Raw genomic sequence first — 24,261 nt, 5'->3', positions numbered from 1 at the left:
GTATGACTGATTTCGTAAATCCCATTATTGAGCAACGTGCCGACCCGCACATCTACAAACACACGGACGGCTACTACTATTTCACCGCTTCGGTACCGGAATATGATCGCATTGAGATTCGTCGAGCAAAGACCATTGCTGAGCTCGACACCACCAGCGAATTAATTAACGCGTGGTACAAACCCGATACAGGCCCTTACAGTGACTTAATCTGGGCGCCAGAACTGCACTTTATCGACAACGCTTGGTATGTCTACTTTGCCGCCGCGCCATCAAGAGAAATCATCGATGGTTTGTTCCAGCACCGTATGTACGCGATTTCTAATTCGAACCCGAATCCGATCACACCGGAATGGACATTCGAAGGGCAAATCGACACTGGCATGGATACGTTCTGCTTAGACGCGACTTCATTCAGCCACAACGGCGTTAACTACTATGTTTGGGCACAAAAGGACAACAACATTGGCGGCAACTCTAACTTGTACATTGCAGAGTTAGAAACGCCAACCAAACTACGTACGGCGCCACAGTGCCTGACCATTCCAGAGTTTGAGTGGGAGCAAATCGGCTTTTGGGTTAACGAAGGACCATCTGTGATCCACCGTCACGGAAAGTTCTGGATGACTTACTCCGCCAGCGCGACAGACGAAAACTACTGCATGGGGCTGCTCTATGCGGATGAAAACAGTGACTTACTTGACCCGAAAAGCTGGGTAAAAGCCGAGCAACCCGTGTTTAAAACTAACTGGGAGAAAAAGGTCTACGGACCGGGTCACAACAGTTTTACCGTCGATGAACAAGGCCACGACTTGCTGGTGTATCACGCGCGCGATTACACCGAAATTGAAGGCGACCCGCTTTGGGATCCGAACCGCCACACACGCATCAAACGCCTCATCTGGGAAGACGGTTTCCCTATCTTCGGCGAAGCGATTTAACCCTGTTATCTCAGTACCTGCAATTCGCAGGTACTGTGTTTTTGAAAGGAGCCTCTATGCCCAACAGCATCATCCCACCCGACTCGATCAAAGCCGCTCTCGAGCGCGATCTCTTCACTGATGGAGAACCTGCTAAGGTTCATGTTTTACGCAATCATCACGGCATGACGGCTACGTTTATGGACATCGGCGCCACATGGCTAAGCTGCCAACTTCCCACGCTTTCAGGACAGCGAGAAGTATTGCTCGGCATGACATCGCTGCGTGATTATCAGTCCCATTCGGCATTTTTAGGCGCGACCATCGGCCGCTTTGCCAATCGCATCGCCAAAGGACAGTTCAGCTTAAACGGACAAACGTATTCCATTACCCGCAACGATAACGGCAACAGCCTACACGGTGGTATTGATGGGTTTGATAAGCGCCGTTGGTTGGTGAAAGCCAAAAGCGACTCTCACATTACGTATTGTTTAATGTCTCCAGACGGTGACCAAGGATTTCCTGGCAACCTCACCGCCGAAGTCGCTTATACGCTGACAGAAAACAACCAACTGTGTATCGAATACTCGGCGATTTGTGACCAAGACTGCCCGATCAATCTGACTAACCATGCCTATTTTAATTTGGATGGAGCGGAGTCCGGCAAAACCATTCTCGACCATGAATTGCAACTGCGAGCCAACGAATATCTGCCTACTGATGAAGAGCTTATCCCGACAGGCAAACTCAAAGCGGTGCAAGAAAGCAGTTTTGACTTCAATACCGCGCAGCGAATCGGGGCGCGTTTACTGGAAGATGAAGACCAAAAGCTCGCGAAAGGCTACGACCACGCATTTACTTTGCCAGAGGAGCTGACTGACGGCGCAAGCACGATCGCGCGCCTGATTAGCTCAGATAAACAGGTGGTGATGTCTGTGTTTACCGACAAACCGGCGATTCAGTTCTACAGTGGTAACTTCTTGGCAGGAACACCGTCACGCACTGGTGAATATCGAGATTATCAAGGATTGGCGCTTGAAACTCAGTTCTTACCGGACTGCCCTAACCATCCAGAATGGCCAGAAGCGAACAAACGCTTTATTACCCAAAAGTCGTTCTACCAGCACCAAACCAGCTACCAGTTTACAACCCATCACGGCAAGTAATCACAAATGACTCGGGCAGGTGAAATTCCTGCCCGATCACGCTTACATCACTTTCTCACGATAGAGTTTCGGGCTTAGACCCGCTTTGTTCTTGAACACGCGTGAAAAGTAGAGTGGGTCAGAATAACCAATCAAGCGAGAGATTTGGTTGATGGAGTAGTTCGACGTCACCAACAACTGCTTGGCACGACTGATGCGTTGGTCATCTCGCCATTGGGTAATCGTCATGCCGACTTCATCGCGGAACAAATGTCCTAAGCGAGACGGCGACAAACAGACCAGCTCCGCCAATTTTTCATTACTGAAATCTTCGTTGAGGTGTTTGGCCATGTAGTTCAAGACTTCGGTGATACGTGGATCTACGCGCTTCTTAATCAGATTAGGCTGGTTCATTTTGCATCGAATCAGCAACTGCTCTAACAAGTTAAGCGTCAGCTCATCGCTGTATGGCTCGTCCTGTTTGCTCAGCTCTTCTATCTGCTTAAACAGCAGCTCGAGCTTTTCTTGATCGTCAATGTGCACGCCTTTTGTGATAAACACACCGTTGATGCAGTTTTCCCACTTAAGGCGGTTAATCCAATATGCACGAGGGCGAAAATAAATCCAGCGGTGGTACCAATCTTCCGCCTCTTCTGAGCGGTGATAATAGTGCGGTACGCCGGTGGGAAAGAGCAATAAATCGCCTTCGTTGACCGTAAAAGACTCATCACCGTGGAATACGGTGCCCTGCCCTTTAACCGTCAAGTTAATGATAAAGCCCTTCATCCCATTCGGACGGTCTATCACAAAGTCTAGATCGTTGCCTTTTGAGATTGGCGTTAAGCCCGCAACCAAATGAGCATTGAAGTCATAACCTGGTTTCAATGGATCGTTTTGCATTCTCTCTTCCGTATGACAGCATTAATAAGTGCGGCAAAAAAGTAAATCAAAGTGGGAAGAGTTGTTTGAGTAATTGTGCTAACCCTTCGCCATAGTTATCAGTTGTGGTCACTCTATCGGCGTGACGCTTAACACCTTCATCGGCTTGCAACATCGCCACACCACAACCTGCCATGCTCAACATGGATACATCATTATAGTTGTCACCAACCGCAACCGCCTGTTCGATATCCAGTTGCAGTGTGGCGAGATAGTCTTTCAACGCTTGACCTTTGCTGTGGCCTTTCATCGCCAAATCCACGCGATTTTCGCCGGAGAATGAACCAGAAAAGTGCTCGACAATCGCAGGCTCCTGCATAAAGGTGTGAAAGTTTTCATCGTCACCCTGAACCACGAACTTCCAAACCTCAGTCGCTAGCTCCAGTTCGTGGCGAAAGTCTTCGATTTGGTAAATATTAGGTCTTTTCTCAATCGGATAGTTCATCGCCCAACGTTGTAGCGGGATCATGTAAGGCATCGGATTTTGCTGTAAGTACGCCATGCCAGATTCGGTATACATCACCATTCTCAGCGCATGCTGATTGGCTAAGCTCAGGAAATCTTTCGCCAAAGATTTAGGAATCGGCATACTGGTTTCAACCGTATCCGACGCATAGTCGTAGCGATACACGCCATTACAGCAAATGATTGGAGTGTCGATGCCAAGCTCTTCGTAATAAGGCTTGGCCGCCGTATGATGGCGCCCAGTCACCACCATCACGTGATATTTTTTCGCTAGCTGCTGCACACACTCGATAACCCAAGGGTTCAACGTGTGGTCGTCTCTGAGCGTGGTTCCATCAAGGTCTAGTGCAAGCACTTGGTATGACATAATTGTTCCTTTTGGCATCCGCATAAAGATCCAATTTTACTCGATTATTCCGCGCAAGAACGAAATAAGTAACGAAAACGAGGGGTTGAGGGAATAGTTCAAGTCATTGGGGGAAAGAAGGTACGAAGTGCGGAAGTCGATTAGAGAAAACGCCTATTCAACTGTACAGTCAGCCGAATAGGCGTTGGCGTTGTTAGATACCGCTGTTAAAACGGTAGAACAGGCTGTTGTGTTTCAGCGCTGTTTTGAAGTCACGAATGGTGGTGTTCTTATCAATCACAACCAGCTCGATACCCGCAAATTCAGCGAAGTCTTCCAACATATCCAAGGTGACGTTTTGCGTGTATACGCTATGGTGCGCGCCACCAGCATGAATCCACGCCGCTGCCGACACTTCTAGATTTGGTTGTGGTTCCCAAAGCGCGTGTGCCACTGGCAAGTTTGGTAGCTCTGATGGTGGCGTCACGGTATCAATTTCGTTCACCAACAAGCGGTAGCGGTTACCTAAATCAATCAAGGTCGCCACTAATGCAGGGCCAGCTTTGGCACTGAAAATTGCGCGAGCCACATCGTCGGTTTTACCAATGGTATGACGATGGATTTCAATCGATGGCTTATCAGCCGCAATCGTCGGACACACTTCCAACATATGCGCGCCCAGCACTTGTCCTTCACCCGTTAGGTTGTAGGTGTAATCTTCCATGAAAGACGTACCGCCCGGTAAACCTTGACCCATGGTTTTGATGATGCGTGTCAGTGCGGCTGTTTTCCAGTCACCTTCGCCGCCGTAGCCGTAGCCTTTTTCCATTAAACGTTGCGTTGCAAGGCCAGGCAAGTTAGTTAAACCCGTCAGGTTTTCAAACGTGTTGACGAACGCCATGCAGCCACGCTCTTGCAGGAAGGTTTCCATACCGAGTTCAAGACGCGCTTCGTTCTTAAGAATTTCTAGCTGTTCTGGCGTTTCGAAGATCTCAGGCGCGATACGATACGTAGCGCGGTACTCTTCTAGCAGAGCGTTGATCGCACTGTCTTCCACTTGGTTGACGACTTCGGTCAGTTCACCCAAACCGTATGCGTGTACTTCGAAGCCAAACTCGATTTGCGCACTGACTTTGTTGCCTTCTGTTACTGCTACTTGACGCATGTTGTCGCCAAAACGAGCAACACGTAGCGTGTGGCTTTCGTGCCAGCCAATCGCTGCGCGGCACCAGTGGTCAAGCTGCTTGCGTACAGATTCTTTTTGCCAATGACCAACGATCACTCGGCGGTCCAAACCAAGACGCGTGCCGATAAAGCCAAATTCACGGTCACCGTGCGCACTTTGGTTTAGGTTCATGTAGTTCATATCGATGCTTTCCCAAGGCAGCGCTTCGCTGAACTGGGTATGCAGATGAACAAACGGTTTGTTCAATTGCTTAAGGCCAGAAATCCACATTTTGGCTGGCGAGAAAGTGTGCATCCACAGCACCACACCCAAACAGTTTTCGTCGTTGTTCGCTTGTTGGCAAACGCTCAAGATCTCTTCAGGTGACTTCACCGTCTCTTTACACACAATCGGCACACACACATCGTTGCTCTGGTTAAAGCCTGCAACGATCTCTTCGCTGTTGTTCGCCACTTGCTCCAATACTTTAGGACCGTAAAGGTGCTGTGAACCTGTGATAAACCATACAGATTTGTTTGTTAAATCTTTCATAAGTGCCTCTGTTATTCTGAGTCGCATGGTCGCCTCGCCAATTAGCCAGGCGACGATTGTTCGTTACTTTTGTCCGTAGTACGCGTCTTTGCCGTGTTTGCGCAGGTAGTGCTTATCCAGCAAGGTCTGTGGAATCGGCAGCGTGCTCGGATTGATGGTCAGGGTGCGAAATGCCATTTTGGCGACTTCTTCCACCACCACCGCGTTGTGTACGGCGTTATGCGGGTCGGTTCCCCAAGTAAATGGCGCGTGCTCGCGAACCAAGATTCCAGGAATCGCCATCGGGTCGCCCTCACCAATCGTCTCGACGATCACTTTGCCGGTATTCAGCTCGTAATCGCTTTCAATCTCTTGTTGAGTCAAAGCGCGCGCGCATGGAATATGGCCGTAGAAATAGTCCGCATGGGTGGTACCAAACGCAGGAATCACCGCGCCCGCTTGCGCCCATGAAGTCGCATAAGACGAATGGGTATGCACCACGCCGCCCAATTGAGGAAATGCACGGTACAACTCTAGATGTGTCGCGGTATCTGAAGATGGTTTCAGAGAGCCTTGAATCACCGAACCATCTAGATCGACGATCACCATGTTCTCTGGACAAAGATCTTCGTAGGCAACGCCGCTTGGCTTAATCACCACCAAGCCAGACTTGCGGTCGATACCGGAAACGTTGCCCCAGGTAAATGTCACCAACTTATGAACTTGCAAGTCCATATTGGCGCGCCAAACTTGCTCTCTGAGTTCAGGGAGTAGCAGCGGATTAGAGATCACGTCCTGCATGCTTAAGCCTCCTTCTGTTGGTCAGTAAAGGTTTCAATGTGCTGACCTAGTTGCGAGTACGCTTGATGACGGCCTTGATAGAAGTCCGCACGGCGCTGAACTGGGGTGTATACGTGTCGGATTGGGCTCGCCATCGCCGCCTGCGCTTCGCTCACACTGGCATGTGCATCCGCAGCAACAGCCGCGAAGATAGCCGCACCCAAGGCACAACATTGATCAGATTCGACCACTGCGATATCACATCCCATTACGTCGGCACAGGTCTGCATCACCAGTGGTGATTTCTGCGCAATCCCTCCAATCGCCAATACGCGATTCACGTCAACGCCTTGGGTTGTCATGCAATCCATGATCGCCTTAGCACCGTGCGCCGTTGATTCCACCAAGCTGTAGAAAATGTCAGGTGCTGAGCTACCAAGGTTTAATCCACTCACCACACCTTTCAAACGCTGGTTGGCATTTGGTGTTCTGCGACCGTTGTGCCAGTCGAGGCTGAGTGGTGAATGTTCCGTTTGTGGGTGTTCAATCGCCGCATCGGCTAACATTGGGATCAGGACATTGTCGAGGTTGTCGAGTAAGTGCTGGTCTTCAGGGTGCTTAGTCACCCATTGTTGGATTGGCCACATCAATAAGCGTTTGTACCACGCATAAACATCACCAAATGCCGATTGACCCGCTTCGAGCGCCACCAGTTGAGGAAGCGCGCTGCCTTCCACTTGACCGCAAATCCCTTCGATGGTTTTGTCACCCAATTGCTCTGGGTCAACCATCAAAATGTCACAGGTAGAAGTACCGATCACTTTTACTAAATCGTGTTCACCCGCACCCGCGCCGACTGCGCCCATATGACAGTCAAACTCGCCGATAGCGACCGCTATACCTTCCGGTAAGCCAAAACGCTCAGCCCATTCGGCCGACAGCAGACCTGCTTGTTGGTCAGAGGTATATACGCGGTCAAACATACGCTCGCGAATACCGTCTAGAGTCGGAGAAACTGCTGATAAGAATTCTTGAGACGGCAGACCGTTCCACTCGTCATGCCATAGTGCTTTGTGCCCTGCTGCACAGATGCCACGACGCAGTTTATTCGGTGCTTGATTGCCGGAGATTAACGCTGGGATCCAGTCACATAACTCGACCCAAGTGTATGCTTGCTCAGCGACTTTTGCGTCTTGCTCGCCGATCCATGCGGCTTTTGCCCAGAACCATTCAGATGAGTAAATGCCGCCGACATAGCGAGTGTAATCAGGGAAATCACCGCTGTGAGCAAGCTGGTTGATGCGCTCCGCTTTTTGAATCGAGGTGTGGTCTTTCCACAAAATGAACATTGCGTTTGGATTGTGTTCAAACTCTGGCAGCAGCGCCAGTACATTGCCGTCTTTGTCCACTGGCGCAGGTGTTGAACCTGTGGTGTCGACGCCGATACCCACGACGCTTTGTCGTACTTGTTCTGATACTTGTGCCAGCGTCTCTTTGACTGCGGCTGTCATCGCTTCAATGTAGTCGCGAGGGTGTTGGCGGAACTGCGACATCGCCGCGTGACAATATTGTCCTTCCATCCAGCGCGGATAGTATTGAACGCCACATGCCACTTCCTGACCTGTGGTCGTATTTACCAATAATGCACGAACAGAATCAGAGCCGAAGTCCAGACCAATCGTATATTTTTCAACACTCATAACTGCCTACCAATGATTGAAAGTGAAGGTTTGTTTTCACTTATTTAATCGGAGCAGCGTGGGGAGCACCATTCAGGCATCGGCTAAATATATAGACAATATCGCTAGCCACTGAAGAGTGCTATTTCGATCGGTTTCTCAAAGGCTTGCCGGATAGCGTCAGAAAACATAAAAATGAGCAAGCATATAAACGTTTACCAAACCTAGAGTACAAGCCTTATTTCACACTATTTTCTCTATAAAACAATAAGTAATAAAAATACGTCTTCAAAGCTATCGTTCTAAAAAGTTGCTATATGAATGGATAAAATCGCTACAAACTTTTGCGTGAGTATGTGGCTACTCACTGCTGTTGTCTTGCCGCCATTGGCTGGGCGACTTTCCTGTCCAACTGCGAAAGTGACGGCTGAAAACCGCAGTTTCTGCATAACCCAGTTGCAACGCGATATCGGTAATACTCTGAATATTCTCAATTAAACGCTGCTCGGCGAAATCCTGGCGCACTTGCTGTAACAGCTGTCGATAACTCGTGCCCTGCTGCTTTAGCTTGCTTTGCAGCATTCTCGGGTGTAAATCCAATGCTCTGGCGACACGCTCCACGCTGCATTCTCCAGTCGATAGCAAACGACCAATCATGTTTGCCGCTTGGTCACTGAGATTGTTTGGGTAACGGGTTTGCAGCTCTTTGAGGTGCTGTTGAAAATGGCGCTCTAGTGCGTCTTCATCTTGGTGGTTCTTAGCGTTAAGTAGACTCGCTTTAAGTAGGATACCGTCAAACTTATCACCAAAACGCAGTTTGTTCTGCTGGGCAAATTCGCTCTGTTCTGCCTCGAAGCTTGCGTGTTGGGTTAGGTGTAAAGAGAAGTGGTTCGCTTCAATATCAAGCAGACTGGCAATAAACATCGCCAGATGCGACACACTCAACTGCATCAACTGCGCGATACCGCGTTCGCTGTGCACATCAATACTGAGCGACAACCGTACCCAGTCATCTTGTGGAGTCGTATTGAGAGTTACACCTGATGAATGCAGATAGAGGAAATCATTCACCCGCGCCAAGGCATCACCGACCGTTTCCGCGCGGGAAACCAGCATCGGCAAATCGCCCAAACTTTGCAGGTTTTGGCGCTCGGCGAGTAACGCGCCAAACAACGGTTGCTTACAACGAGCAGCCGCTTCCTCCAGCAATTCAGCCAACCTTGGATAAGCGAGATAAGTATCGGGATCGCGAAATTGCGCCGCAGACAGCCCGACGGCAGCCATAATCTCAACCGGATTCTGCCCTAGTTCGGAAACCAAGCTATCAAATTTATCGGCGGCGCCACTTCTTACGATATGCATGTCTCGATTTTCAAATGTTAACAAGTTGTAAATCGCAATATATCAAATTTACTTCGCAAAAGGTCAAGTGAGTGTCAACGAGTTGATCTAAGTTACATTTCGATAACAACAACGCATGGACGAGAAGCCGTATGGAACTTATCAATAAAACCGCGATTGTCACTGGTGCTGCGGGTGGAATTGGCCAAGCCATTATTCACAAGCTGCTGGAACAAGGCGCGAAAGTACTTGCTGTCGACATTTCCCCACAATCACTGAATATGTACCAAGACTACGATGCAGCTCAGCTACGAACGTTTGTCGCGGACGTTACCGACTACCAAGAAGTGGAAGCCATGGTCAGGCATGCGGCCAAACAGTTTGGCGCGCTCGATATCATGATCAACAACGCGGGCATCGGCGCACCAAAACCTCTACTTGACCACGACCCAATCGCCGATTTTGAGCCGATCTCAAAGGTCAACCAAAACGGTGTCTACTACGGCATTCTCGCTGCTGGGCGACAATTCCAAGCACAAGGTACACCGGGCGTGATTCTCAATACATCGTCTGTTTATGCACAAATGGCGTCTGAGATGACCTTTACCTACAACGTCAGCAAAGCAGCGGTCGACATGATGACCAAATGCGCTGCATTAGAGCTGGCGCCGCTTGGCATCCGTGTCTGCGCCATCGCACCGGGACGCGTTGATACAGCAATGTTAAGGCAATACGACGAAATTGGCCTGTGGAATCACATCCGCAAAGAGCAGATGCGCCAAACCTTCACTCAACCAGAAGAGATCGCCAACGTGGTGGCGTTTTTGGTCAGCGAGAAAGCCAACTGTATCAACGGCTGCACCGTCAGTGCGTCTGACGGTTTCGAGAATTTTAAATACCCACTCATGGGATAGGCGAGCACGCCATATTACAGCAATAACGAGGATGTAAGTTATGTCATTACCAGAAGTTATTCAGCATCAAGATTTTCTACTCACTCTCAACACCAACGAAGAGTCGATCATCAAAGACGCGCTACCGGGTGTAGATGTTTACCCGCTGTTTCTAGACCCAGAAAACGGCACTTGGGTGATTCGCGCCAAATTCAAACCGGGCGTGACCCTACCTAAACACTTCCATACTGGTGTGGTGCACTTCTACACCCTGGGCGGCGCTTGGCACTACATCGAGTACCCAGACCAACTCCAAACCGCAGGCAGCTACTTATATGAGCCAGGTGGTTCGATTCATACCTTCCACTGCCCTGAAAACTCCGGCGGTGCCGATGGCTTTATGGTGATCACTGGTGCAAACATTAACTTTGACGAACAAGGTAACTTCATCAACATCATGGACGCAGGCTGGATTGAGCAAGTTGTTATTGCAACAGCAAAAGCACAAGGCTTCACCGCTCGCTACATCAAACCGGGTGCGATTGCTGGCCTGAGTGACGAGCTAGCGGAGTAACCCCATGCAACAGATGAACAGTATCGTAATGCAAGATGGCCGTGTCCGCCTGCAGCAAGTCGAAATACCCAAACCCGCGGCGGGGCAAGTATTGGTTCGCAGCCTCGCTTGTGGCATTTGTGGCTCTGACTTACACATTACTCGACACGCGGATGAGGTATTTGATGTATTCCACCAGCTCGGGTTGATGCCTGATGAAGCCGGTGAGCACGCTCAAGTGATGTTAGGGCATGAGTTCTGCGCGGAAATTGTCGAATACGGATCTGACACTCAGCAGACGTTGGCTGTTGGTAGCCGAGTCACCTCAGTGCCGATGTTGCTCAGTCAAAATGGCGCGGGCGTTGGTGTTACTCCGGGTACTTATGGTGCGTACTCTGAGTACTTCCTACTTGATGAAGCGCTCCTACTGCCTGTACCAGACGGAATGCCATCTGAAGCGGCAGCGTTAACCGAACCGCTGGCAGTCGGTTTGCACGCGGTCAATCGTAGCGATATCGAAACGGAAGAAACAGCACTAGTTGTCGGTTGTGGACCTATTGGACTGGCGGTGATTACTGCACTGAAACAACGCGGCGTCAGCAATATTCTTGCGGTCGATCTGCAGGAAGATAAATTGCAACTTGCCAGCGAGTTTGGCGCAAATCGATTAATCAACCCGACCAAGGAAGATGAAATCGCCGTTGGTGAACAGTACGCGATGAACTCACGTCTGGTCATTTACGAGTGTGTGGGCAAGCATACCTTGATTGACGATTTTATGCGCCGCGCCCCTGCCCGAGCACGAATCGTCATCTCGGGTATCCATACTACACCCGCAATCATTAACTACGCGTACGCGACGGTAAAAGAGCTCGATTTGAGATTCTCTTACTACTATCAACCGCACGAGTTTGAGCAATGCCTACAAGCGATTGCCGAACACAAGTTGCCTTGGCAGAAAATGCTCACCGCCAAAGTGGGAATCGACGGTGTCGAAGACGCATTTACACAGTTAATGACGCCAAATGACCACATCAAAGTGGTGATCGAACCTTGGCGCAGCGGCGCGTTAGAAGTGATTTAAGTTAAATCCATAACGGAAGTATAAATTTGGTGGAGGCCCCAACCACGGTAATTAAGTTGGGGCTTTTTTTATTGTAAATTGGCGTCTTAAGCCGCGCTCCTCTCCGCCAGAACTTCTTTAAATGCAAACATGCCGTTTAGTGCGGCAGGGAAACCCGCATATACCGCCATCTGCAAGATGACTTCTTTGACCTCGTCTTCGCTGCAACCAACATTGAGCGCCGCATTAAGGTGAACTTTAAGCTGAGGCGCACAATTGCCCAGCGCGGTTAACGCTGCAACGGCGGCAATTTCACGTGATTTCAAATCGAGCGCAGAGCGCGCATAAATGTCGCCAAACGGAAACTCAATCGTATATTTTGCTAAGTCGGGGCAAATATCTTGTAGGCTGTTAATCACATTGTGCCCAGCCTCACCGTCTATCTTCGACAGCAATTCCAAGCCCAAATCAAATCTAGAACGTTCCATCGGTGTACTCCCATCAGTCAATTTGAATACACCTTACAAGTTAGAGTTCACTCTAAGTCAACGCACTTTTCCGTCTTTGTATAAATGAATTTTCTCTTCTAACGCGAGCAAATGTTGCTGCTGTTGCTGAATGTGTATTTTGAGGCGTTGTTGGTGCTGTTCGAGCAACTGCTGTCTTTGTGAGGTGGTTGTCACGCCTTTTTCTCTTAGCGCCGCGTACTGCAAGATGTTCTCCAGCGGCATACCCGTCTCTTTTAGCCGCTTAATAAAACTGACCCAATCGAGGTCTTTTTGCGTGTAAACCCGGTGTCCGCTTGCGTTACGTTGAACGTTCTTTAGCAAGCCGATTTTCTCGTAGTACCGCAAAGTATGAGACGACAAGTCGACCACGCCAGAGAACTCTCTCATGTTCATTGTTATTTCCTAATTGAATGGGTTGCTAAGGTTCATATTAAATCAAGAATCTTTGTTAACTTGGCTGATAAGGTTGGCAAAAGGTTTCGCGGTGATCCCGTGCAGTATTAAGCTTGCCAGTACAGTCAAAGCAACCGTGAGAGCAACAAAATCACCGTTTTCAAGATTGGCATCGAGCAGAATGATAGTAAATACGATACTAGCTAAACCACGTGGCCCAAACCACCCCATAAATAAACGTTCTGCGGGGGCCACATTAGTGCCCCAATAAGATAGATAAATCGGCAGCATCCTGACAAACGTCAGACTAAGTAGCGCGTAAACCAGCATAGATATCGTAAATTCACCGTATATTTCTCCCACAACCGCGGCACCGAATAGCATCCAAGTTAACATCGCGAGTAGTTCTGCGATGCTTTCCGTTGGCAGAACTAACTCATGCGTGTGTTTGTTCGCTAAATACCCAAATAACAAACCACCCGCGAATGACGCGACATACCCACTACCATGTAAAGTTTGCGTCACGCCAAAGCAACATAACGCTATCGCGCCTACGGTTAGTTGCACCCAGACTTCACTCAATCCGATGCTATCGGCACTCCACTTGAGTAAAGTCGCGCCAAGATACGCCATCGACAGGCCAACAATCAGACCTATCCCTAACTCTTCGACAAACACTGCGAGCGTTTCCAGCGTGCTCAGTGCCTCGTGTGAGTGACTGGTTGCGACCGCAAGAAGCAATAAGAGCACTGGCACGCACAAACCATCATTTAAGCCACTTTCAACGTTCAGCCCTTCTCGGATCTCTGCCGGAACTTTTTGATTGGTAATCACCGCCTTCCCGAGCGCAGCATCAGTCGCACCTAATATTGTCCCTAAGATGGCGGCTTCTAATATCGACAGCACATCAAACAGCACAGCTGCGACAGCGAAACCGAGTAGAATGGCGCCGGGCAATCCGATCAGCAACATACGTTTGGGATAGAACAACTTTTGTTTGAGTACGGTGATGTTGGAGTGTGCTGCATCAGAAAACAAAATCAGAGCTAAAGTGATATCGGCGAGGAATCTAAGGTCATTCGCTTCAGTCAGTTCTCCAACGACATTAAGCCCTTTTGTACCAAGAATTAAACCGATCGCGACGTACACTATGGGGCCAGAAATGAATGAATTCTCTACACGCTTAGCAATCAAGGTATATAGAAATACTATCCCAGCAAGTATGCCAATGAGTTTGTAGGTTTGCTCTAAATCCATTTTCTGGGCTTCCTATACAAATAAGGAACGGGACACATTAAACCCATGAACCAGTTTAAGGGGATAGTTGCAGTATGGCTGTATATGGAAGCTTTTGTAGCGAGTAGGCGCCTTCAACACTCTAAACTAGACGAACTTTTTATCTTTTTGGCTTAGAGTTGCACATTTGAGCCACAGCAACGAGGAGAGATTGGATGAAGTCGTCTAAAGTATCGTTCACTGGTTAAAATCCTATCAACGACCTCCGACATGTTGATCTTAAGAGAGGGTTCTTACCGTAAGTTATTTTCTTTTGGTTTTATTCGCTCGCACTTCGGTGATTTCTGATTCAATCTTATTGCCAGCTTTGAGTTTAGACATCGCCGCTACGTTGCCAAGCAGCATCAGCAGCGCCCCTAACAGAAGCGACCACTCGAACTGCTCGTTGTACAAAAAAACGCCGACTACCGCGATCGCAGGCAATCTGAAAAAGTCCATAATCACCACGCTGGTGACGTCAGCATACTGCATCGCTTTGGTCATACAAAAGTGCGCAGACAGCGCCGTCACGCCAATGAGAAGTAGCCAATTCCACTGAGTGCCGACGGGCATTTGCCAACTTGGCAGCGCCAACACAAAACCGATCGGTAGCTGAATCACGCACATCATAAATAAGATCGTGAAAGGGTGTTCAGTGGCAGAGAGTGACTTGGTACACGCGTGAGAAATGGAATAACACATCGCAGCACCTAACACGATCAGCGAAGCGAGATTGACCACCTCATAGCCCGGTTTGACGATGATGAAAACACCTAACAGACCAAACCCTATCGCGGCGAGTTTCGCTTTGGTTAACGCTTCACCTAAAAACAACCAAGCGATGATCGCTGTCCATAATGGCACGGTGAACTCCAGGGCAAACACTTCCGCAAGCGGCAGCAAACCAATCCCCACAAACCAGCCATACTGCCCTGCATAATGAAAGACATTGCGCAATCCGTGCAGCCTGAGTCGTCGTGTAAAAACATGTGCGGTTGTTCTTGTCGCGAACATCAGCAATGAAATCGCAACTAAGCCGATAACACTGCGAAAGAACAACATCTGAAAGGTACTGACTTCACCACTGAGCTCGCGCGCGCCGATCGCCATCAGGCAGAAAGACAGTAGCGTACCCAACATCCATAATAGAGATTTAGCGACTTGATGGTTACTCTGGGTAAGCATATCGACTGCGATACAACTTGGCGTGCTCAAGACGATATTCATCATCAAGCACCGCTTTCACTTCAGATTGGTCAAGCATTTCTGGTGGTTTGGCGTAGAGAAATACATCGAGTTCTTTGCCAGATTGCAAGCAATTAACCTTAATCGTTATCCTGCGATACCCATCTGGCTCATGGATACGCTCCAAAGTATCCATTGCCTCCAACGCTTGGTCATCGACTTCAAATACTTGCCCTTTGACTGGCTGCCCGTGCCCTTCATTCAGCACTAACCACGGAGAATGGCGCTCTCCGACCAGATAAAGCGGGTAGCGTTTCTGGGTTTGAAAATCGCCTGCAATACGAACACCTTTGTTGGTTTTAAAATTGGGGAAGCCTTGTTTAAGCGTCCCGAATACAAACACTTTGTGCACGAAACACTCCTTATTTCGATCGCATGATAAGGATATAGAATAATCAGCGCTGCTTCATAAAAGCAACCGCTAAGCCAGAAGAAACAAACGTCATCCCCGCGCCAATATTTAAGCCAGAAACTAGCTTAGGCTTATTACGCAACCATTCTGACAGTTGAGAAGAAAAAACGCCCATTAGGCTAAATCCGATCGCGGTTAGTAAGGCAAACCAAACACCATAGCCAATCATTTGTACCGTGACGGAGCCCAATTGCGGATTGACAAACTGCGGTACAAAGGCGAGCACAAACATTCCCGGTTTAGGATTTAATGCAGCAGAGAGAAAGCCCGTAGAAAAGATCGTTTTTAATGACTGCTTTTTAGCGGGTTCGAGGGAAAACAAGTTTCGCGATCGAAGCACCTTGACGCCCAGCCAAATCAGATAAGTCGCCCCAACAAGCTTAACTGCGTAGAAAGCTAGCTCCGATGTTTGGATCAATAAGGTTAAGCCGAATGTTGCGGCGATAACGTGAAAGAGAATACCCGCACCGGAAGACAACCCAGAAATCGTCGCTGCCAATCGACCTTGGCTTAACCCGCGACCAACCGCCAAAAGGTTATCCGGCCCTGGGGAGATGACTAATAATAAGCAAGCCAACGTGTAGGTAATAAAGACTTCGAGCGGGAACATATAACCTCCTTGTTAATGACGTTCGAGTGGATTGTTTAATTGGTATACAGAATTAACCTATAGACTTGCTTACTAAGGTGCAACTCACTACATATATCGGTGAGTACTATTTACGCTGGCTAAGCTGAAACGGTTATGTTCCGCGGAGTATTTTTTACCGCTTTCAAATGCCTCACAATATTTGCATATAAACAGCAGTTCCACGCAAGGAGCACCGATACTTCAAGTGGTGTAGTTTCTATGACCTCACTATCTGGAAAGCTCAACACAAAATAAATAATTAGTAAGATGACAATCGGAATGAGGTACACGAAAAACCTAATTGAAACAACAAAGCCAACGCTAAAGTAACGACCTAAAAAGTCCTGACCATTTTCTCCACCGTTAGCCCGATAAGCGCAGTAAGTACCTATGAGCACGATAAGAACATTCGCTATTGCTTCAATACTATCCCATATGTTTTCCAGTTCTGTATCTACTTGTTGAAGATACTCGAAGCCAACCGCCGTAAGCACGAGATAAATAAGCACGTACACAAATCGTTCTTTTTCTGTCAGTCTATCTTTTACAATGTCTTTTTTTAACGCTTCAATGTTCCAAAAGTACATCGACTTCTCCTGAGTTAATCATACAAATTGAATAAATCGTGAAACACACCCTTATTTGACCTGAGCGCCTTCAGGAACAATGACAGGCAAATCTGTACAGCCAAAATCCAAACCAAGTTGGCTCAACAAACAGGTGAGCTGATCTCTGTGATAGGTTTGATGGTTGAATATATGCATACAGAATTCATCGACAGTTCTCTCAATCATTTGCCCTTCTGTTGTTGTGTACCGAACCACCCGAGTACCGCTCGCAGTGTTAAACGCTCCAGTAATATTCACGTAAATGGAATCAACCAACTCCCTTAGCACTCGCAGTTCTTCGAAGGAATCAGCGAACGTATCACTGACACTTTTCGCGTTAGGAAGTGTGCCAAAGACAGCAGGGTCAACCACGACAATCTGATTGTCGACTAAGCGCTGAAGCATGATTAAATCGCCGAACAGGATATGATTCCAATGCGCCATAATGCTCGGAAAGAATGCGTTCATATCGTAGTGCAGTTGCTCTTGCGTCAGTTGGCTGCACACATCCAACAATTGTTTATTCATCCGCTGGTTATACAGCGCTAACATTCTAAAATTTGGGGAAAAGTCCATATTGCCTCAAGTACATGGAATAGTTTAACGAGTGATCGTTCACTGTCTCGTTAGCATGTCATTACTCTTGTTATGCAACAAGTGAACATATTCAAATATCGAGTGGCTTCGAAAAGAAGAGGACGCAGAATGAAACTGGCAATACAAATGATATCGAGATGAAGGCTGCTAGTTAGAAAATGGCGTGAAATAAACGTCGAGGTTCTCAGTTCTATTGTACTAACTGAAAGCATTTTCGAGCGGTTTACTATGGTAATCAGTTTGAAATGCACCGCTGTTTTGCTTAAGAACAAGAAGACCTGCCAATGAAAAGTTCTATCGTTGTCGACCATAAAGGTCGTAAATCTGTGATTAATCCATGTACAGAGCCATGCCCTATCGAAAAAGGGATGCGTTTGATCGGCGGAAAATGGAAAGGGTCTTTAATCTATCAGCTAAAAGACGGGCCAGTTCGTTTCAATGACCTTGTTCGCCTACTGGGAGGTGCGAGCAAAAAGATCATCGACCAACGGCTGAAAGAACTGGAAAACGAAGGAATGGTAGCGAGAACAGTGCTTAGTGAACGTCCGCTGGCGGTAAGCTATGAGTTAACCGAGTTTGGTAAAACCGCACTGAAAATCCTAGATGATTTACGCGTATGGTCAGAGACGCACAATATTTAAGTTAAGCCCGCCAATTCAGCGGGCTTATAAGGGTTTAGTAATCCAGCGTACCACGGATCGGATAGTGGTTATTTGGATCTCGAATCCACGCTAAGCCACGTGTTAACGCCCCAAGCTCTGGTCTGATAAACGGATTGTTAGACAAGTCCACAACGTGCAATTCGCCATTTTCGTTGACCACAAACAAACCTGGTTCTGAGAAATTATGGTCGGTTTCCTGCTCAGAGCGAGGCACCGAGATATACACACCAAGCTCTTTCATCTGTTGCTCTGACAGACCGTATGCAATAGGAAAACTGACGTCTAATTGCGTGACGTGTTCTTGCAACTGCTGTTTCGAGTCCGCTGAGACAGCCAACACTTCCACACCTGCGTCTAAGAAAGCCTGCTTGTAGCTTTCGATTTCATTGAGATACTTAGTACATAGTGGGCAATGCTTTCCACGATAGACGAACACCGCCTGCCATACTCCTTGTTCTTGCGGCTTTCCTAACGTGACCACTGAACCATCGAGCAACGTCGCTTCAATCTTGGGAAACGTATCGCCCGCTTTTAACTTCACTGAATGTGCCATACTCGCTCCTGAGTCAATTAAATGATGGCTGAATATCTACAATGTAAAAACACCCAACGCGGCTTTCAAGTAGTTAACTTTTGGTAACCTAGTGCTATTTAGTCTCGATTCTCGGCGTAAACGCTTCACCTCAACTGAGACTGCTAGACTTTACTTAAATGCTTAGCAGTCACTTGGGAGGGAAAATGAATTACCAACATATTTTAGTGGCGGTGGATTTAACCGACTCTAGCCAAACCGTCATCAACCGAGCGATATCCATCGCCCAACAGAATAATAGTAAGTTGTCTTTGGTCTTCGTTGATGTAGACAGAGTGGTTTTAGAGCCCAGAGATCAGCAGTCTTTGGAGCAACAGTTAAAAGCGTTAGCAGATCAAAGCCACTACCCGATTGATGAAGCCTTGATTGTGGTCGGAGATTTACACGTTAAGTTGTCTGGGATGGTCAAAGAAATGGGCATCGACTTAGTCGTGTGCGGACACCACCATAAGTTGTGGAGCCGCTTGTTTTCTTCTGTGCCGAAAGTCGCCAACGCAGTGGAAACCGATTTATTAGTGGTGTATTTGGACCACTAACAAGCAGAAATGACAAAACCTCTAAGCGCAACAAAGCCCGCCTATGCGGGCTTTGTTGATCGTGTTTATTTTACGACTTTGATTTCTGGCATTTGGTATTCGCCACTTTGGATAGCTTCATCGGCACCGTAGAAACGCATAATCGCGTAGAATGGCTTTTCAGGAATCGGTAAGAAGTTCGCATCGCCTGCTTTACCTTTCGCGTCCGAACTCATGTAGATAGTGTAGTAACCATCTTTGTCTGCTTTCATGGTTCGGTCACCACGACTATGACGATTCAAGTCATTTTTCGCCATCAAACGATCATCATTGCCGTAGATCGTCACCGACCAGAACTCACTCACGTTTGGTGCTTTAAAGCGCATCATATAATCGTGCTTTGAGCCATCCAGCTTCTGCCCATTGCCGTCAAAGTCTGTTTTACGATAAAACGCTTCAATCGGTGGTAGCCCCCATTGACCAAGATACGTCCCCTCAGCAAAGATATCTCTTGGCGCATCACCCAGCGACTCACGAGTACCTAACAGCTTACGCGCATCGGTCATCTTAGGCGCAAGCTCGATAAGGTGTTTCATGCCCGCGTCTTCACCTTGCTTAGCCAGTTTCAACTGTTCTGCAGTGAAGTCTGTCTTACATGGTTCAACGCCAATAGACTGATACTTCTCAAGCCATTGCTTGTCCGCCTCACCCATTGTGCCATCACACAACGCAAAGTTGACACGCTCTAACCAAGTGGTGTTTTTCGGATCTGGGTATTGTCTTTCAACGGGTTTAGGTCCGTTTTGGCCTAAATATTCAGACAATGTACGGATAGTCCATTGGTCCATATAATCGAGCGCAATTTGCGTATCGTCGCCGCCAAGCGCCATGATTCGTCCCATCAACTTAACCAAGTTGCTGTCGACACGAACAACTTCGTCAACTGAGTCTGGCACTTCACCCTGCCAGTCTTGAGCAGCAAACATGAACTGTCCGCCTTCTGTGCCGCGAGTGCGAGAGCTAAAGGCTGCGTTAGTGTAATGACCCATATCCATCGTATGAAGAATCCAGTAACGGCCTTCATCCATATCTGGAACACTGACGATCACAGGCTCTGCTGCGACGTCCAGCCAACCCATTAAATGCAACGTATCGTTGTTGATCGTTGGGTGTGCCGTGTAGGTATCATCCGCCAAACCACGAATGTTCTGAAAACGGTTCAGTGGGTAATCATTTTCCACTGCCGTGTGATAGAAAAACTTGTACGCTTCATCAATTGAATAGCCGTAGATATACGCGTCTTTTGCCAGTTCAGCATTGCTGGTATCAGCGGCGAACGCATTGGTTGCACCCAAAGTCGTTAAGCCCAAAATAGCAGCGAGTAGTGTCATTTTCATATCGGTTCATCCATTCGTCTGTTCAGTGGAATATGCAGTTAGAATGGCAAGAATTTCATCCATACAGAAATGAATCATTGATATTTAGATCATATCAATAATGATATAGTCAGCAGAGTTCAGCCAAATGGATGCCGCGATGCAGACCAATTTTGATTACAACACTTTAAAAGTGCTTTCCGTGATCCTTGAGACGCGTAATGTTACCGCCGCTGCCGAAAAGCTCTGTACCAGTCAGCCCGCTGTTAGCCGAAGTTTAAAAAAGATCCGTGAACTATTTAACGATGACATTCTGGTTAGAAAAGGCGTGGTAATGGAGCTAACCCCAAGGGCAGAAGAGATAAAAATTCAGCTCGCGAGTATCATTGACGACATCGAAAGCTTGGTGAATAACCCGACGCGTTTTGACCCAGCCACTTCAACAAGTCAAGTCCGTATCGCTGTAAATGCATCCATTGCGCAGTGGTTCGCTGCCGCTTTTGCGAGACAACTGGCGCAAAAAGCACCGCTGATGAATCTAGTGATTGAAGACTGGACAGAAACCACGCCAGACAAGATAGATGCAGATGAAATCTCTTTTGGGATTAACTACTTCCCAATGGATTTACCTAAGTATTTAGTGCAAAAGAAAGGCGGTCGCGATGACTTTGCTTTTGCTTGTCGTACAGGCCATCCTCAGTGCGGTCGCATCATGCAACTCAGCGAGATCTCTCAATACTCATACGCAGTACATATCATCCAGCATTGGAATGAAAAGGAAGAGCATATTTCGCGCTTGCTACAACCTTTGTCCATCGTGCCAAGGATTCAGTTGCGTACCACACACATCAATACCATCCTAAACCTTGTCGCAGACAACGATGTGCTATTCCCGTGCTCTCGTTACCTCATTGACCAACTGGATGAACGTTTTTCAGTTATTGAACTGGATGAATCTCTGCCTAAGTTAGAAGGTAACTTTGGTTATGTTTACAGTGTAAAACGCCGCAATGACCCAATCATCCGCTGGTTGAATGAAACGGTAGACGAGTTGATGGGCTCTTTGGGGATAAGCTCGAAATAGAAAGAAACAAGCCGCTGACTGGCAGCGGCTGTTCCCGGGGAGGCGAAGACTCTCGTCTTCACACTTTAAAAAACGCTAACTCATCTCTTAACTGATTGGTCAGCTTAGAGATTTCTTGATTCGAACGATTGGTACTGCCGATCCCTTTTAGGTTCTCTTGCACCAAGTGGTTGATCTCTTCAAGCTGTCTTGAGATATCTTGCGTTACCGCGTTTTGCTCTTCTGCGGCGGTCGCCACAATCGAGTTTACATCGGAAATATCTCTCACTTTGTTTGCGACATTTTCAAACGCTTCAATCAATTCTTGAGTCGCGTTTTGCGTCTCGTCGATAAGCTCAACGTTATGAGTCATAGACGCATCTGCTTTTTGCGACTGCTCTTGCAGCATAGAAATGATCGACTGAATATCGATGGTCGATTGCTGGGTTTTCGCCGCCAGTGCACGAACCTCATCGGCGACTACCGCAAAGCCACGCCCTTGCTCACCCGCTCTCGCCGCTTCAATCGCCGCATTCAATGCTAGCAAGTTAGTTTGCTCTGAAATACCGTTAATCACATCGACCACAGAACTGATTTTATCCGAGTACTCTCTCAATTCGTTGACGATAGATCTCGCCTCATAGATCGACTCACTGACTCGCTTAGTGGTGGTGTTAGACTTCTGCAACACTTCATTGCTGGTTGCAATAATGCTAGACGCTTCTGACACCGACTCCTCAGCGCGAACCGCATTCACAGCAACATCTGATGCGGTTGACGATAACTCTGTCGCAGCAGTCGCCACTTGCTCTACCGACGATAGCTCCGCCTGAGAGTTTCGCTCGTTGTTAGCAATTGAGCTGGCAATAGCTTCCTGACTGTCATGCAGTGCGTACATGTTGTTATGGCTTCCAGTTACAAACGTTTGCAGCTTGGTTGAAAGTACTGACAACCTCTCACCGATAAGATCCAGTTCGTTATTGGATTTCTTCCACTCGTTTTGCTTCACATTGCCGTTAGAAATATCCTCTAGCCATGCCAAGAAATCCGGTAAACTGCGCAGCTCCCGTTTGACCATAAACACAGAGACAAAAACCGCCAGCAACGCACTTGTAATTAGGATTACCCAGCCATAAAAGTTCGCTTGGCTGAAAGCTTGCTGAGAATGATCCAGTTCCGCTTTTGCTACATCTAGTTGCAATTGAACCAGTTCAGACAACTCTACACCCAAGTCATCAATCATCTTGTAGAGTTCGATGATCAGGGCTTGGTCATCAATAGTGCCCTCTGTTCGCTTGGCAATCAGTGTCGGTAAAACTTTCTCCAAGTTCGCGACCTTGTTGTCGAGCACGGTTGCGAGTTTTTGTTCTTGAGGGGTGAGTTGAGTCGCGAGGTATTGGTCTAGGATAACACGCGCTTGTTTTACGGAATCCTCAACCCCAGCAACAAAGTCTTGGTACGAGACCAGTCCGACATGCTGTTTGTTGGCGGCGTCAATGATATTAATTGCGTACAAATCAGAGACGGATTTCAAAGATGAGAGTGGAACTACCCGATCCGCATAAACACTGTTGAAACTGTCCATGACAGCTTGAGAGGTTGAGATAGACTTAGCGTGGTAGCCCAGCAACACTGCAATAAAAAATGCAGGAATAATCAATAGCTTAATAGAAATACTTTTCATTGTTATTATTTACCAAAGTAGTAATTAAAATATTATTACCAGTGTTACTTTCATACAAGAAAGACACATTCGGTTAACAACAACGTAGCACGTAGATTTAGAAAAGTCTGTTAAATAGCGATGAATCCATTCATAAACGATGAATATCGGGAATCCTCAAAGCAACATTTTAGTAAATAAATATTTACACAAAATAACAGTAACTTACCGAAATATCACCTCGTTATAAGAAAAAAAAACACTCAAGATCTTTGATAAATAAGAAATTTTAATAACACCAACAAAAAATAGAATTTATGGGAAGTTATTGATAACAATGAAGATTAAAAAACCATAAAACAGCAGTAACAAAGAATTAAAGAGTTATTTCTTGCCAATGCAGAATATTAATAAAAATACGCCTTTATATGCATAATGCACAAATATGACACCACACACTTATAAGCTAATATTTCCGAACTTGCTAATATACAATGACACGCATACCACCAAGAGTTTGATATCAACTATATTGAGCAAGTGGGTTCAAGTTTGGTGGAAGAAACAAAAAACCGCCGACAAAGCAGATACTCTGTCGACGGCTTTTAAATCGAATAAAACTACTGTTGTAGTTGCGCTTTCGCCGCTTCGACTTTCGAGAAATCGAGTCCTAGTTCGTCCACCGCTTCTTTGATGAGAGCAGGGTTTTGCATTACCTGACCCATGAGCAATTGCAGTTTATCTTGAGGTAAACCCAGTTGTCCGATCGTCGCCATTGCCGCAAGCGGGTTTTGCGTCAACACTTCAAACAGTTCTTTAATTTGCTCGTCGCTAATATTGTTTTCTTTTAACAGAGCTAAAATCGGGTTCATCATCTTTCCTTTTCTAAACACACCATAA

General features: G+C 47.3%; 26 protein-coding genes. 8 read left to right on the top strand and 18 right to left on the bottom strand.

The window, feature by feature from the left end; all coding sequences use genetic code 11:
• Positions 1–2 precede the first annotated feature (2 nt).
• Positions 3–941 (top strand): glycoside hydrolase family 43 protein, encoded by a 939-nt coding sequence (locus AKJ31_RS00500; RefSeq protein ID WP_053407133.1) that lies wholly within the window; start codon positions 3–5, stop codon positions 939–941.
• A gap of 56 nt (positions 942–997) precedes the next feature.
• Complete coding sequence (galM, locus tag AKJ31_RS00495; RefSeq protein ID WP_083439935.1) at positions 998–2,086, top strand: galactose-1-epimerase; 1,089 nt, start codon at positions 998–1,000, stop codon at positions 2,084–2,086.
• 42 nt (positions 2,087–2,128) lie between these two features.
• Here galM and araC read toward each other — a convergent pair whose 3' ends face one another.
• From araC to AKJ31_RS00465, 6 genes are all read right to left on the bottom strand, one after another.
• A complete protein-coding gene (gene araC / locus AKJ31_RS00490; RefSeq protein WP_025540604.1) occupies positions 2,129–2,965 on the bottom strand; it encodes an arabinose operon transcriptional regulator AraC in 837 nt (278 codons plus the stop codon).
• A gap of 46 nt (positions 2,966–3,011) precedes the next feature.
• The gene (locus tag AKJ31_RS00485) at positions 3,012–3,836 is read right to left on the bottom strand and encodes a Cof-type HAD-IIB family hydrolase (protein WP_053407132.1); all 825 of its coding nucleotides are present in this window, start codon (positions 3,834–3,836) and stop codon (positions 3,012–3,014) included.
• Between the two features lie 193 nt (positions 3,837–4,029).
• The gene (araA, locus tag AKJ31_RS00480) at positions 4,030–5,532 is read right to left on the bottom strand and encodes an L-arabinose isomerase (RefSeq protein WP_053407131.1); all 1,503 of its coding nucleotides are present in this window, start codon (positions 5,530–5,532) and stop codon (positions 4,030–4,032) included.
• Positions 5,533–5,595: 63 nt separating this feature from the next.
• On the bottom strand, positions 5,596–6,312 hold the full coding sequence (locus tag AKJ31_RS00475; RefSeq protein WP_023624743.1) for an L-ribulose-5-phosphate 4-epimerase: 717 nt from the start codon (positions 6,310–6,312) through the stop codon (positions 5,596–5,598).
• Positions 6,313–6,314: 2 nt separating this feature from the next.
• Positions 6,315–7,991 carry a ribulokinase gene (locus AKJ31_RS00470; RefSeq protein ID WP_053407130.1) on the bottom strand — a complete coding sequence of 559 codons (1,677 nt, stop codon included), beginning with the start codon at positions 7,989–7,991 and terminating at the stop codon, positions 6,315–6,317.
• Between the two features lie 339 nt (positions 7,992–8,330).
• Positions 8,331–9,332 (bottom strand): helix-turn-helix transcriptional regulator, encoded by a 1,002-nt coding sequence (locus tag AKJ31_RS00465; protein ID WP_053407129.1) that lies wholly within the window; start codon positions 9,330–9,332, stop codon positions 8,331–8,333.
• Positions 9,333–9,463: 131 nt separating this feature from the next.
• Here AKJ31_RS00465 and AKJ31_RS00460 point away from each other — a divergent pair, with 131 nt between their 5' ends.
• From AKJ31_RS00460 to AKJ31_RS00450, 3 genes are read left to right on the top strand one after another with little or no spacing between them, the layout of a single operon-like run.
• Positions 9,464–10,225, top strand: a complete 762-nt coding sequence (locus AKJ31_RS00460) for an SDR family NAD(P)-dependent oxidoreductase (RefSeq protein ID WP_053407128.1) — start codon at positions 9,464–9,466, stop codon at positions 10,223–10,225.
• A gap of 40 nt (positions 10,226–10,265) precedes the next feature.
• Positions 10,266–10,778: a 2,4'-dihydroxyacetophenone dioxygenase family protein gene (locus tag AKJ31_RS00455; protein WP_053407127.1), complete on the top strand. Its 513-nt coding sequence runs from the start codon at positions 10,266–10,268 to the stop codon at positions 10,776–10,778.
• A 4-nt stretch (positions 10,779–10,782) separates the two neighbouring features.
• Positions 10,783–11,841 carry a zinc-binding dehydrogenase gene (locus AKJ31_RS00450; protein ID WP_053407126.1) on the top strand — a complete coding sequence of 353 codons (1,059 nt, stop codon included), beginning with the start codon at positions 10,783–10,785 and terminating at the stop codon, positions 11,839–11,841.
• Between the two features lie 86 nt (positions 11,842–11,927).
• Here AKJ31_RS00450 and AKJ31_RS00445 read toward each other — a convergent pair whose 3' ends face one another.
• From AKJ31_RS00445 to AKJ31_RS00410, 8 genes are all read right to left on the bottom strand, one after another.
• The gene (locus tag AKJ31_RS00445) at positions 11,928–12,308 is read right to left on the bottom strand and encodes a carboxymuconolactone decarboxylase family protein (protein WP_053407125.1); all 381 of its coding nucleotides are present in this window, start codon (positions 12,306–12,308) and stop codon (positions 11,928–11,930) included.
• A 57-nt stretch (positions 12,309–12,365) separates the two neighbouring features.
• On the bottom strand, positions 12,366–12,722 hold the full coding sequence (locus tag AKJ31_RS00440) for a MerR family transcriptional regulator (protein ID WP_053407124.1): 357 nt from the start codon (positions 12,720–12,722) through the stop codon (positions 12,366–12,368).
• A gap of 42 nt (positions 12,723–12,764) precedes the next feature.
• Positions 12,765–13,979, bottom strand: a complete 1,215-nt coding sequence (locus tag AKJ31_RS00435) for a cation:proton antiporter (protein ID WP_053407123.1) — start codon at positions 13,977–13,979, stop codon at positions 12,765–12,767.
• Positions 13,980–14,261: 282 nt separating this feature from the next.
• Positions 14,262–15,137: a DMT family transporter gene (locus AKJ31_RS00430; protein ID WP_053407955.1), complete on the bottom strand. Its 876-nt coding sequence runs from the start codon at positions 15,135–15,137 to the stop codon at positions 14,262–14,264.
• 28 nt (positions 15,138–15,165) lie between these two features.
• The gene (locus AKJ31_RS00425) at positions 15,166–15,594 is read right to left on the bottom strand and encodes a gamma-glutamylcyclotransferase family protein (RefSeq protein WP_053407122.1); all 429 of its coding nucleotides are present in this window, start codon (positions 15,592–15,594) and stop codon (positions 15,166–15,168) included.
• A 43-nt stretch (positions 15,595–15,637) separates the two neighbouring features.
• The gene (locus AKJ31_RS00420) at positions 15,638–16,264 is read right to left on the bottom strand and encodes a LysE family translocator (RefSeq protein ID WP_053407121.1); all 627 of its coding nucleotides are present in this window, start codon (positions 16,262–16,264) and stop codon (positions 15,638–15,640) included.
• A gap of 119 nt (positions 16,265–16,383) precedes the next feature.
• Positions 16,384–16,872, bottom strand: a complete 489-nt coding sequence (locus AKJ31_RS00415) for a hypothetical protein (protein WP_053407120.1) — start codon at positions 16,870–16,872, stop codon at positions 16,384–16,386.
• Positions 16,873–16,923: 51 nt separating this feature from the next.
• The gene (locus AKJ31_RS00410; protein ID WP_053407119.1) at positions 16,924–17,469 is read right to left on the bottom strand and encodes a DinB family protein; all 546 of its coding nucleotides are present in this window, start codon (positions 17,467–17,469) and stop codon (positions 16,924–16,926) included.
• A 305-nt stretch (positions 17,470–17,774) separates the two neighbouring features.
• Between AKJ31_RS00410 and AKJ31_RS00405 the strand changes: the two genes are divergently transcribed.
• Positions 17,775–18,131 (top strand): winged helix-turn-helix transcriptional regulator, encoded by a 357-nt coding sequence (locus tag AKJ31_RS00405; protein WP_053407118.1) that lies wholly within the window; start codon positions 17,775–17,777, stop codon positions 18,129–18,131.
• Between the two features lie 34 nt (positions 18,132–18,165).
• Here the strand turns inward: AKJ31_RS00405 and AKJ31_RS00400 are convergent, their stop codons facing one another.
• Positions 18,166–18,705: a redoxin domain-containing protein gene (locus AKJ31_RS00400; RefSeq protein WP_053407117.1), complete on the bottom strand. Its 540-nt coding sequence runs from the start codon at positions 18,703–18,705 to the stop codon at positions 18,166–18,168.
• A gap of 185 nt (positions 18,706–18,890) precedes the next feature.
• Here AKJ31_RS00400 and AKJ31_RS00395 point away from each other — a divergent pair, with 185 nt between their 5' ends.
• Complete coding sequence (locus AKJ31_RS00395; RefSeq protein WP_053407116.1) at positions 18,891–19,280, top strand: universal stress protein; 390 nt, start codon at positions 18,891–18,893, stop codon at positions 19,278–19,280.
• Positions 19,281–19,345: 65 nt separating this feature from the next.
• Here the strand turns inward: AKJ31_RS00395 and AKJ31_RS00390 are convergent, their stop codons facing one another.
• Entirely contained in the window at positions 19,346–20,656 is a 1,311-nt protein-coding gene (locus AKJ31_RS00390; protein WP_053407115.1) for a DUF1254 domain-containing protein, read from the bottom strand.
• 139 nt (positions 20,657–20,795) lie between these two features.
• Between AKJ31_RS00390 and AKJ31_RS00385 the strand changes: the two genes are divergently transcribed.
• The gene (locus AKJ31_RS00385; RefSeq protein ID WP_053407114.1) at positions 20,796–21,719 is read left to right on the top strand and encodes a LysR family transcriptional regulator; all 924 of its coding nucleotides are present in this window, start codon (positions 20,796–20,798) and stop codon (positions 21,717–21,719) included.
• Positions 21,720–21,777: 58 nt separating this feature from the next.
• On the opposite strand, the gene AKJ31_RS00380 is transcribed toward AKJ31_RS00385, so the two are convergent.
• Both AKJ31_RS00380 and AKJ31_RS00375 read right to left on the bottom strand, forming a co-directional pair.
• Positions 21,778–23,382 carry a methyl-accepting chemotaxis protein gene (locus AKJ31_RS00380; RefSeq protein ID WP_053407113.1) on the bottom strand — a complete coding sequence of 535 codons (1,605 nt, stop codon included), beginning with the start codon at positions 23,380–23,382 and terminating at the stop codon, positions 21,778–21,780.
• A 599-nt stretch (positions 23,383–23,981) separates the two neighbouring features.
• Positions 23,982–24,233 (bottom strand): DUF2999 family protein, encoded by a 252-nt coding sequence (locus AKJ31_RS00375; RefSeq protein ID WP_053407112.1) that lies wholly within the window; start codon positions 24,231–24,233, stop codon positions 23,982–23,984.
• Positions 24,234–24,261: the final 28 nt, after the last annotated feature.

Origin of the sequence: Vibrio hepatarius (assembly GCF_001274785.1) — a bacterium.
GTDB classification, from domain to species: Bacteria; Pseudomonadota; Gammaproteobacteria; order Enterobacterales; family Vibrionaceae; genus Vibrio; species Vibrio hepatarius.
This window is presented reverse-complemented; position numbering and strand designations above follow the sequence as displayed.

What these genes read in the sequence shown, in the direction of transcription:
- AKJ31_RS00500 (WP_053407133.1), top strand. Translation starts at nt 3, where the DNA reads ATGACTGATTTCGTAAATCCCATTATTGAGCAACGTGCCGACCCGCAC.
- galM (WP_083439935.1), top strand. Translation starts at nt 998, where the DNA reads ATGCCCAACAGCATCATCCCACCCGACTCGATCAAAGCCGCTCTCGAG.
- araC (WP_025540604.1), bottom strand. Translation starts at nt 2,965, where the DNA reads ATGCAAAACGATCCATTGAAACCAGGTTATGACTTCAATGCTCATTTG.
- AKJ31_RS00485 (WP_053407132.1), bottom strand. Translation starts at nt 3,836, where the DNA reads ATGTCATACCAAGTGCTTGCACTAGACCTTGATGGAACCACGCTCAGA.
- araA (WP_053407131.1), bottom strand. Translation starts at nt 5,532, where the DNA reads ATGAAAGATTTAACAAACAAATCTGTATGGTTTATCACAGGTTCACAG.
- AKJ31_RS00475 (WP_023624743.1), bottom strand. Translation starts at nt 6,312, where the DNA reads ATGCAGGACGTGATCTCTAATCCGCTGCTACTCCCTGAACTCAGAGAG.
- AKJ31_RS00470 (WP_053407130.1), bottom strand. Translation starts at nt 7,991, where the DNA reads ATGAGTGTTGAAAAATATACGATTGGTCTGGACTTCGGCTCTGATTCT.
- AKJ31_RS00465 (WP_053407129.1), bottom strand. Translation starts at nt 9,332, where the DNA reads ATGCATATCGTAAGAAGTGGCGCCGCCGATAAATTTGATAGCTTGGTT.
- AKJ31_RS00460 (WP_053407128.1), top strand. Translation starts at nt 9,464, where the DNA reads ATGGAACTTATCAATAAAACCGCGATTGTCACTGGTGCTGCGGGTGGA.
- AKJ31_RS00455 (WP_053407127.1), top strand. Translation starts at nt 10,266, where the DNA reads ATGTCATTACCAGAAGTTATTCAGCATCAAGATTTTCTACTCACTCTC.
- AKJ31_RS00450 (WP_053407126.1), top strand. Translation starts at nt 10,783, where the DNA reads ATGCAACAGATGAACAGTATCGTAATGCAAGATGGCCGTGTCCGCCTG.
- AKJ31_RS00445 (WP_053407125.1), bottom strand. Translation starts at nt 12,308, where the DNA reads ATGGAACGTTCTAGATTTGATTTGGGCTTGGAATTGCTGTCGAAGATA.
- AKJ31_RS00440 (WP_053407124.1), bottom strand. Translation starts at nt 12,722, where the DNA reads ATGAACATGAGAGAGTTCTCTGGCGTGGTCGACTTGTCGTCTCATACT.
- AKJ31_RS00435 (WP_053407123.1), bottom strand. Translation starts at nt 13,979, where the DNA reads ATGGATTTAGAGCAAACCTACAAACTCATTGGCATACTTGCTGGGATA.
- AKJ31_RS00430 (WP_053407955.1), bottom strand. Translation starts at nt 15,137, where the DNA reads ATGTTGGGTACGCTACTGTCTTTCTGCCTGATGGCGATCGGCGCGCGC.
- AKJ31_RS00420 (WP_053407121.1), bottom strand. Translation starts at nt 16,264, where the DNA reads ATGTTCCCGCTCGAAGTCTTTATTACCTACACGTTGGCTTGCTTATTA.
- AKJ31_RS00415 (WP_053407120.1), bottom strand. Translation starts at nt 16,872, where the DNA reads ATGTACTTTTGGAACATTGAAGCGTTAAAAAAAGACATTGTAAAAGAT.
- AKJ31_RS00410 (WP_053407119.1), bottom strand. Translation starts at nt 17,469, where the DNA reads ATGGACTTTTCCCCAAATTTTAGAATGTTAGCGCTGTATAACCAGCGG.
- AKJ31_RS00405 (WP_053407118.1), top strand. Translation starts at nt 17,775, where the DNA reads ATGAAAAGTTCTATCGTTGTCGACCATAAAGGTCGTAAATCTGTGATT.
- AKJ31_RS00400 (WP_053407117.1), bottom strand. Translation starts at nt 18,705, where the DNA reads ATGGCACATTCAGTGAAGTTAAAAGCGGGCGATACGTTTCCCAAGATT.
- AKJ31_RS00395 (WP_053407116.1), top strand. Translation starts at nt 18,891, where the DNA reads ATGAATTACCAACATATTTTAGTGGCGGTGGATTTAACCGACTCTAGC.
- AKJ31_RS00390 (WP_053407115.1), bottom strand. Translation starts at nt 20,656, where the DNA reads ATGAAAATGACACTACTCGCTGCTATTTTGGGCTTAACGACTTTGGGT.
- AKJ31_RS00385 (WP_053407114.1), top strand. Translation starts at nt 20,796, where the DNA reads ATGCAGACCAATTTTGATTACAACACTTTAAAAGTGCTTTCCGTGATC.
- AKJ31_RS00380 (WP_053407113.1), bottom strand. Translation starts at nt 23,382, where the DNA reads ATGAAAAGTATTTCTATTAAGCTATTGATTATTCCTGCATTTTTTATT.
- AKJ31_RS00375 (WP_053407112.1), bottom strand. Translation starts at nt 24,233, where the DNA reads ATGAACCCGATTTTAGCTCTGTTAAAAGAAAACAATATTAGCGACGAG.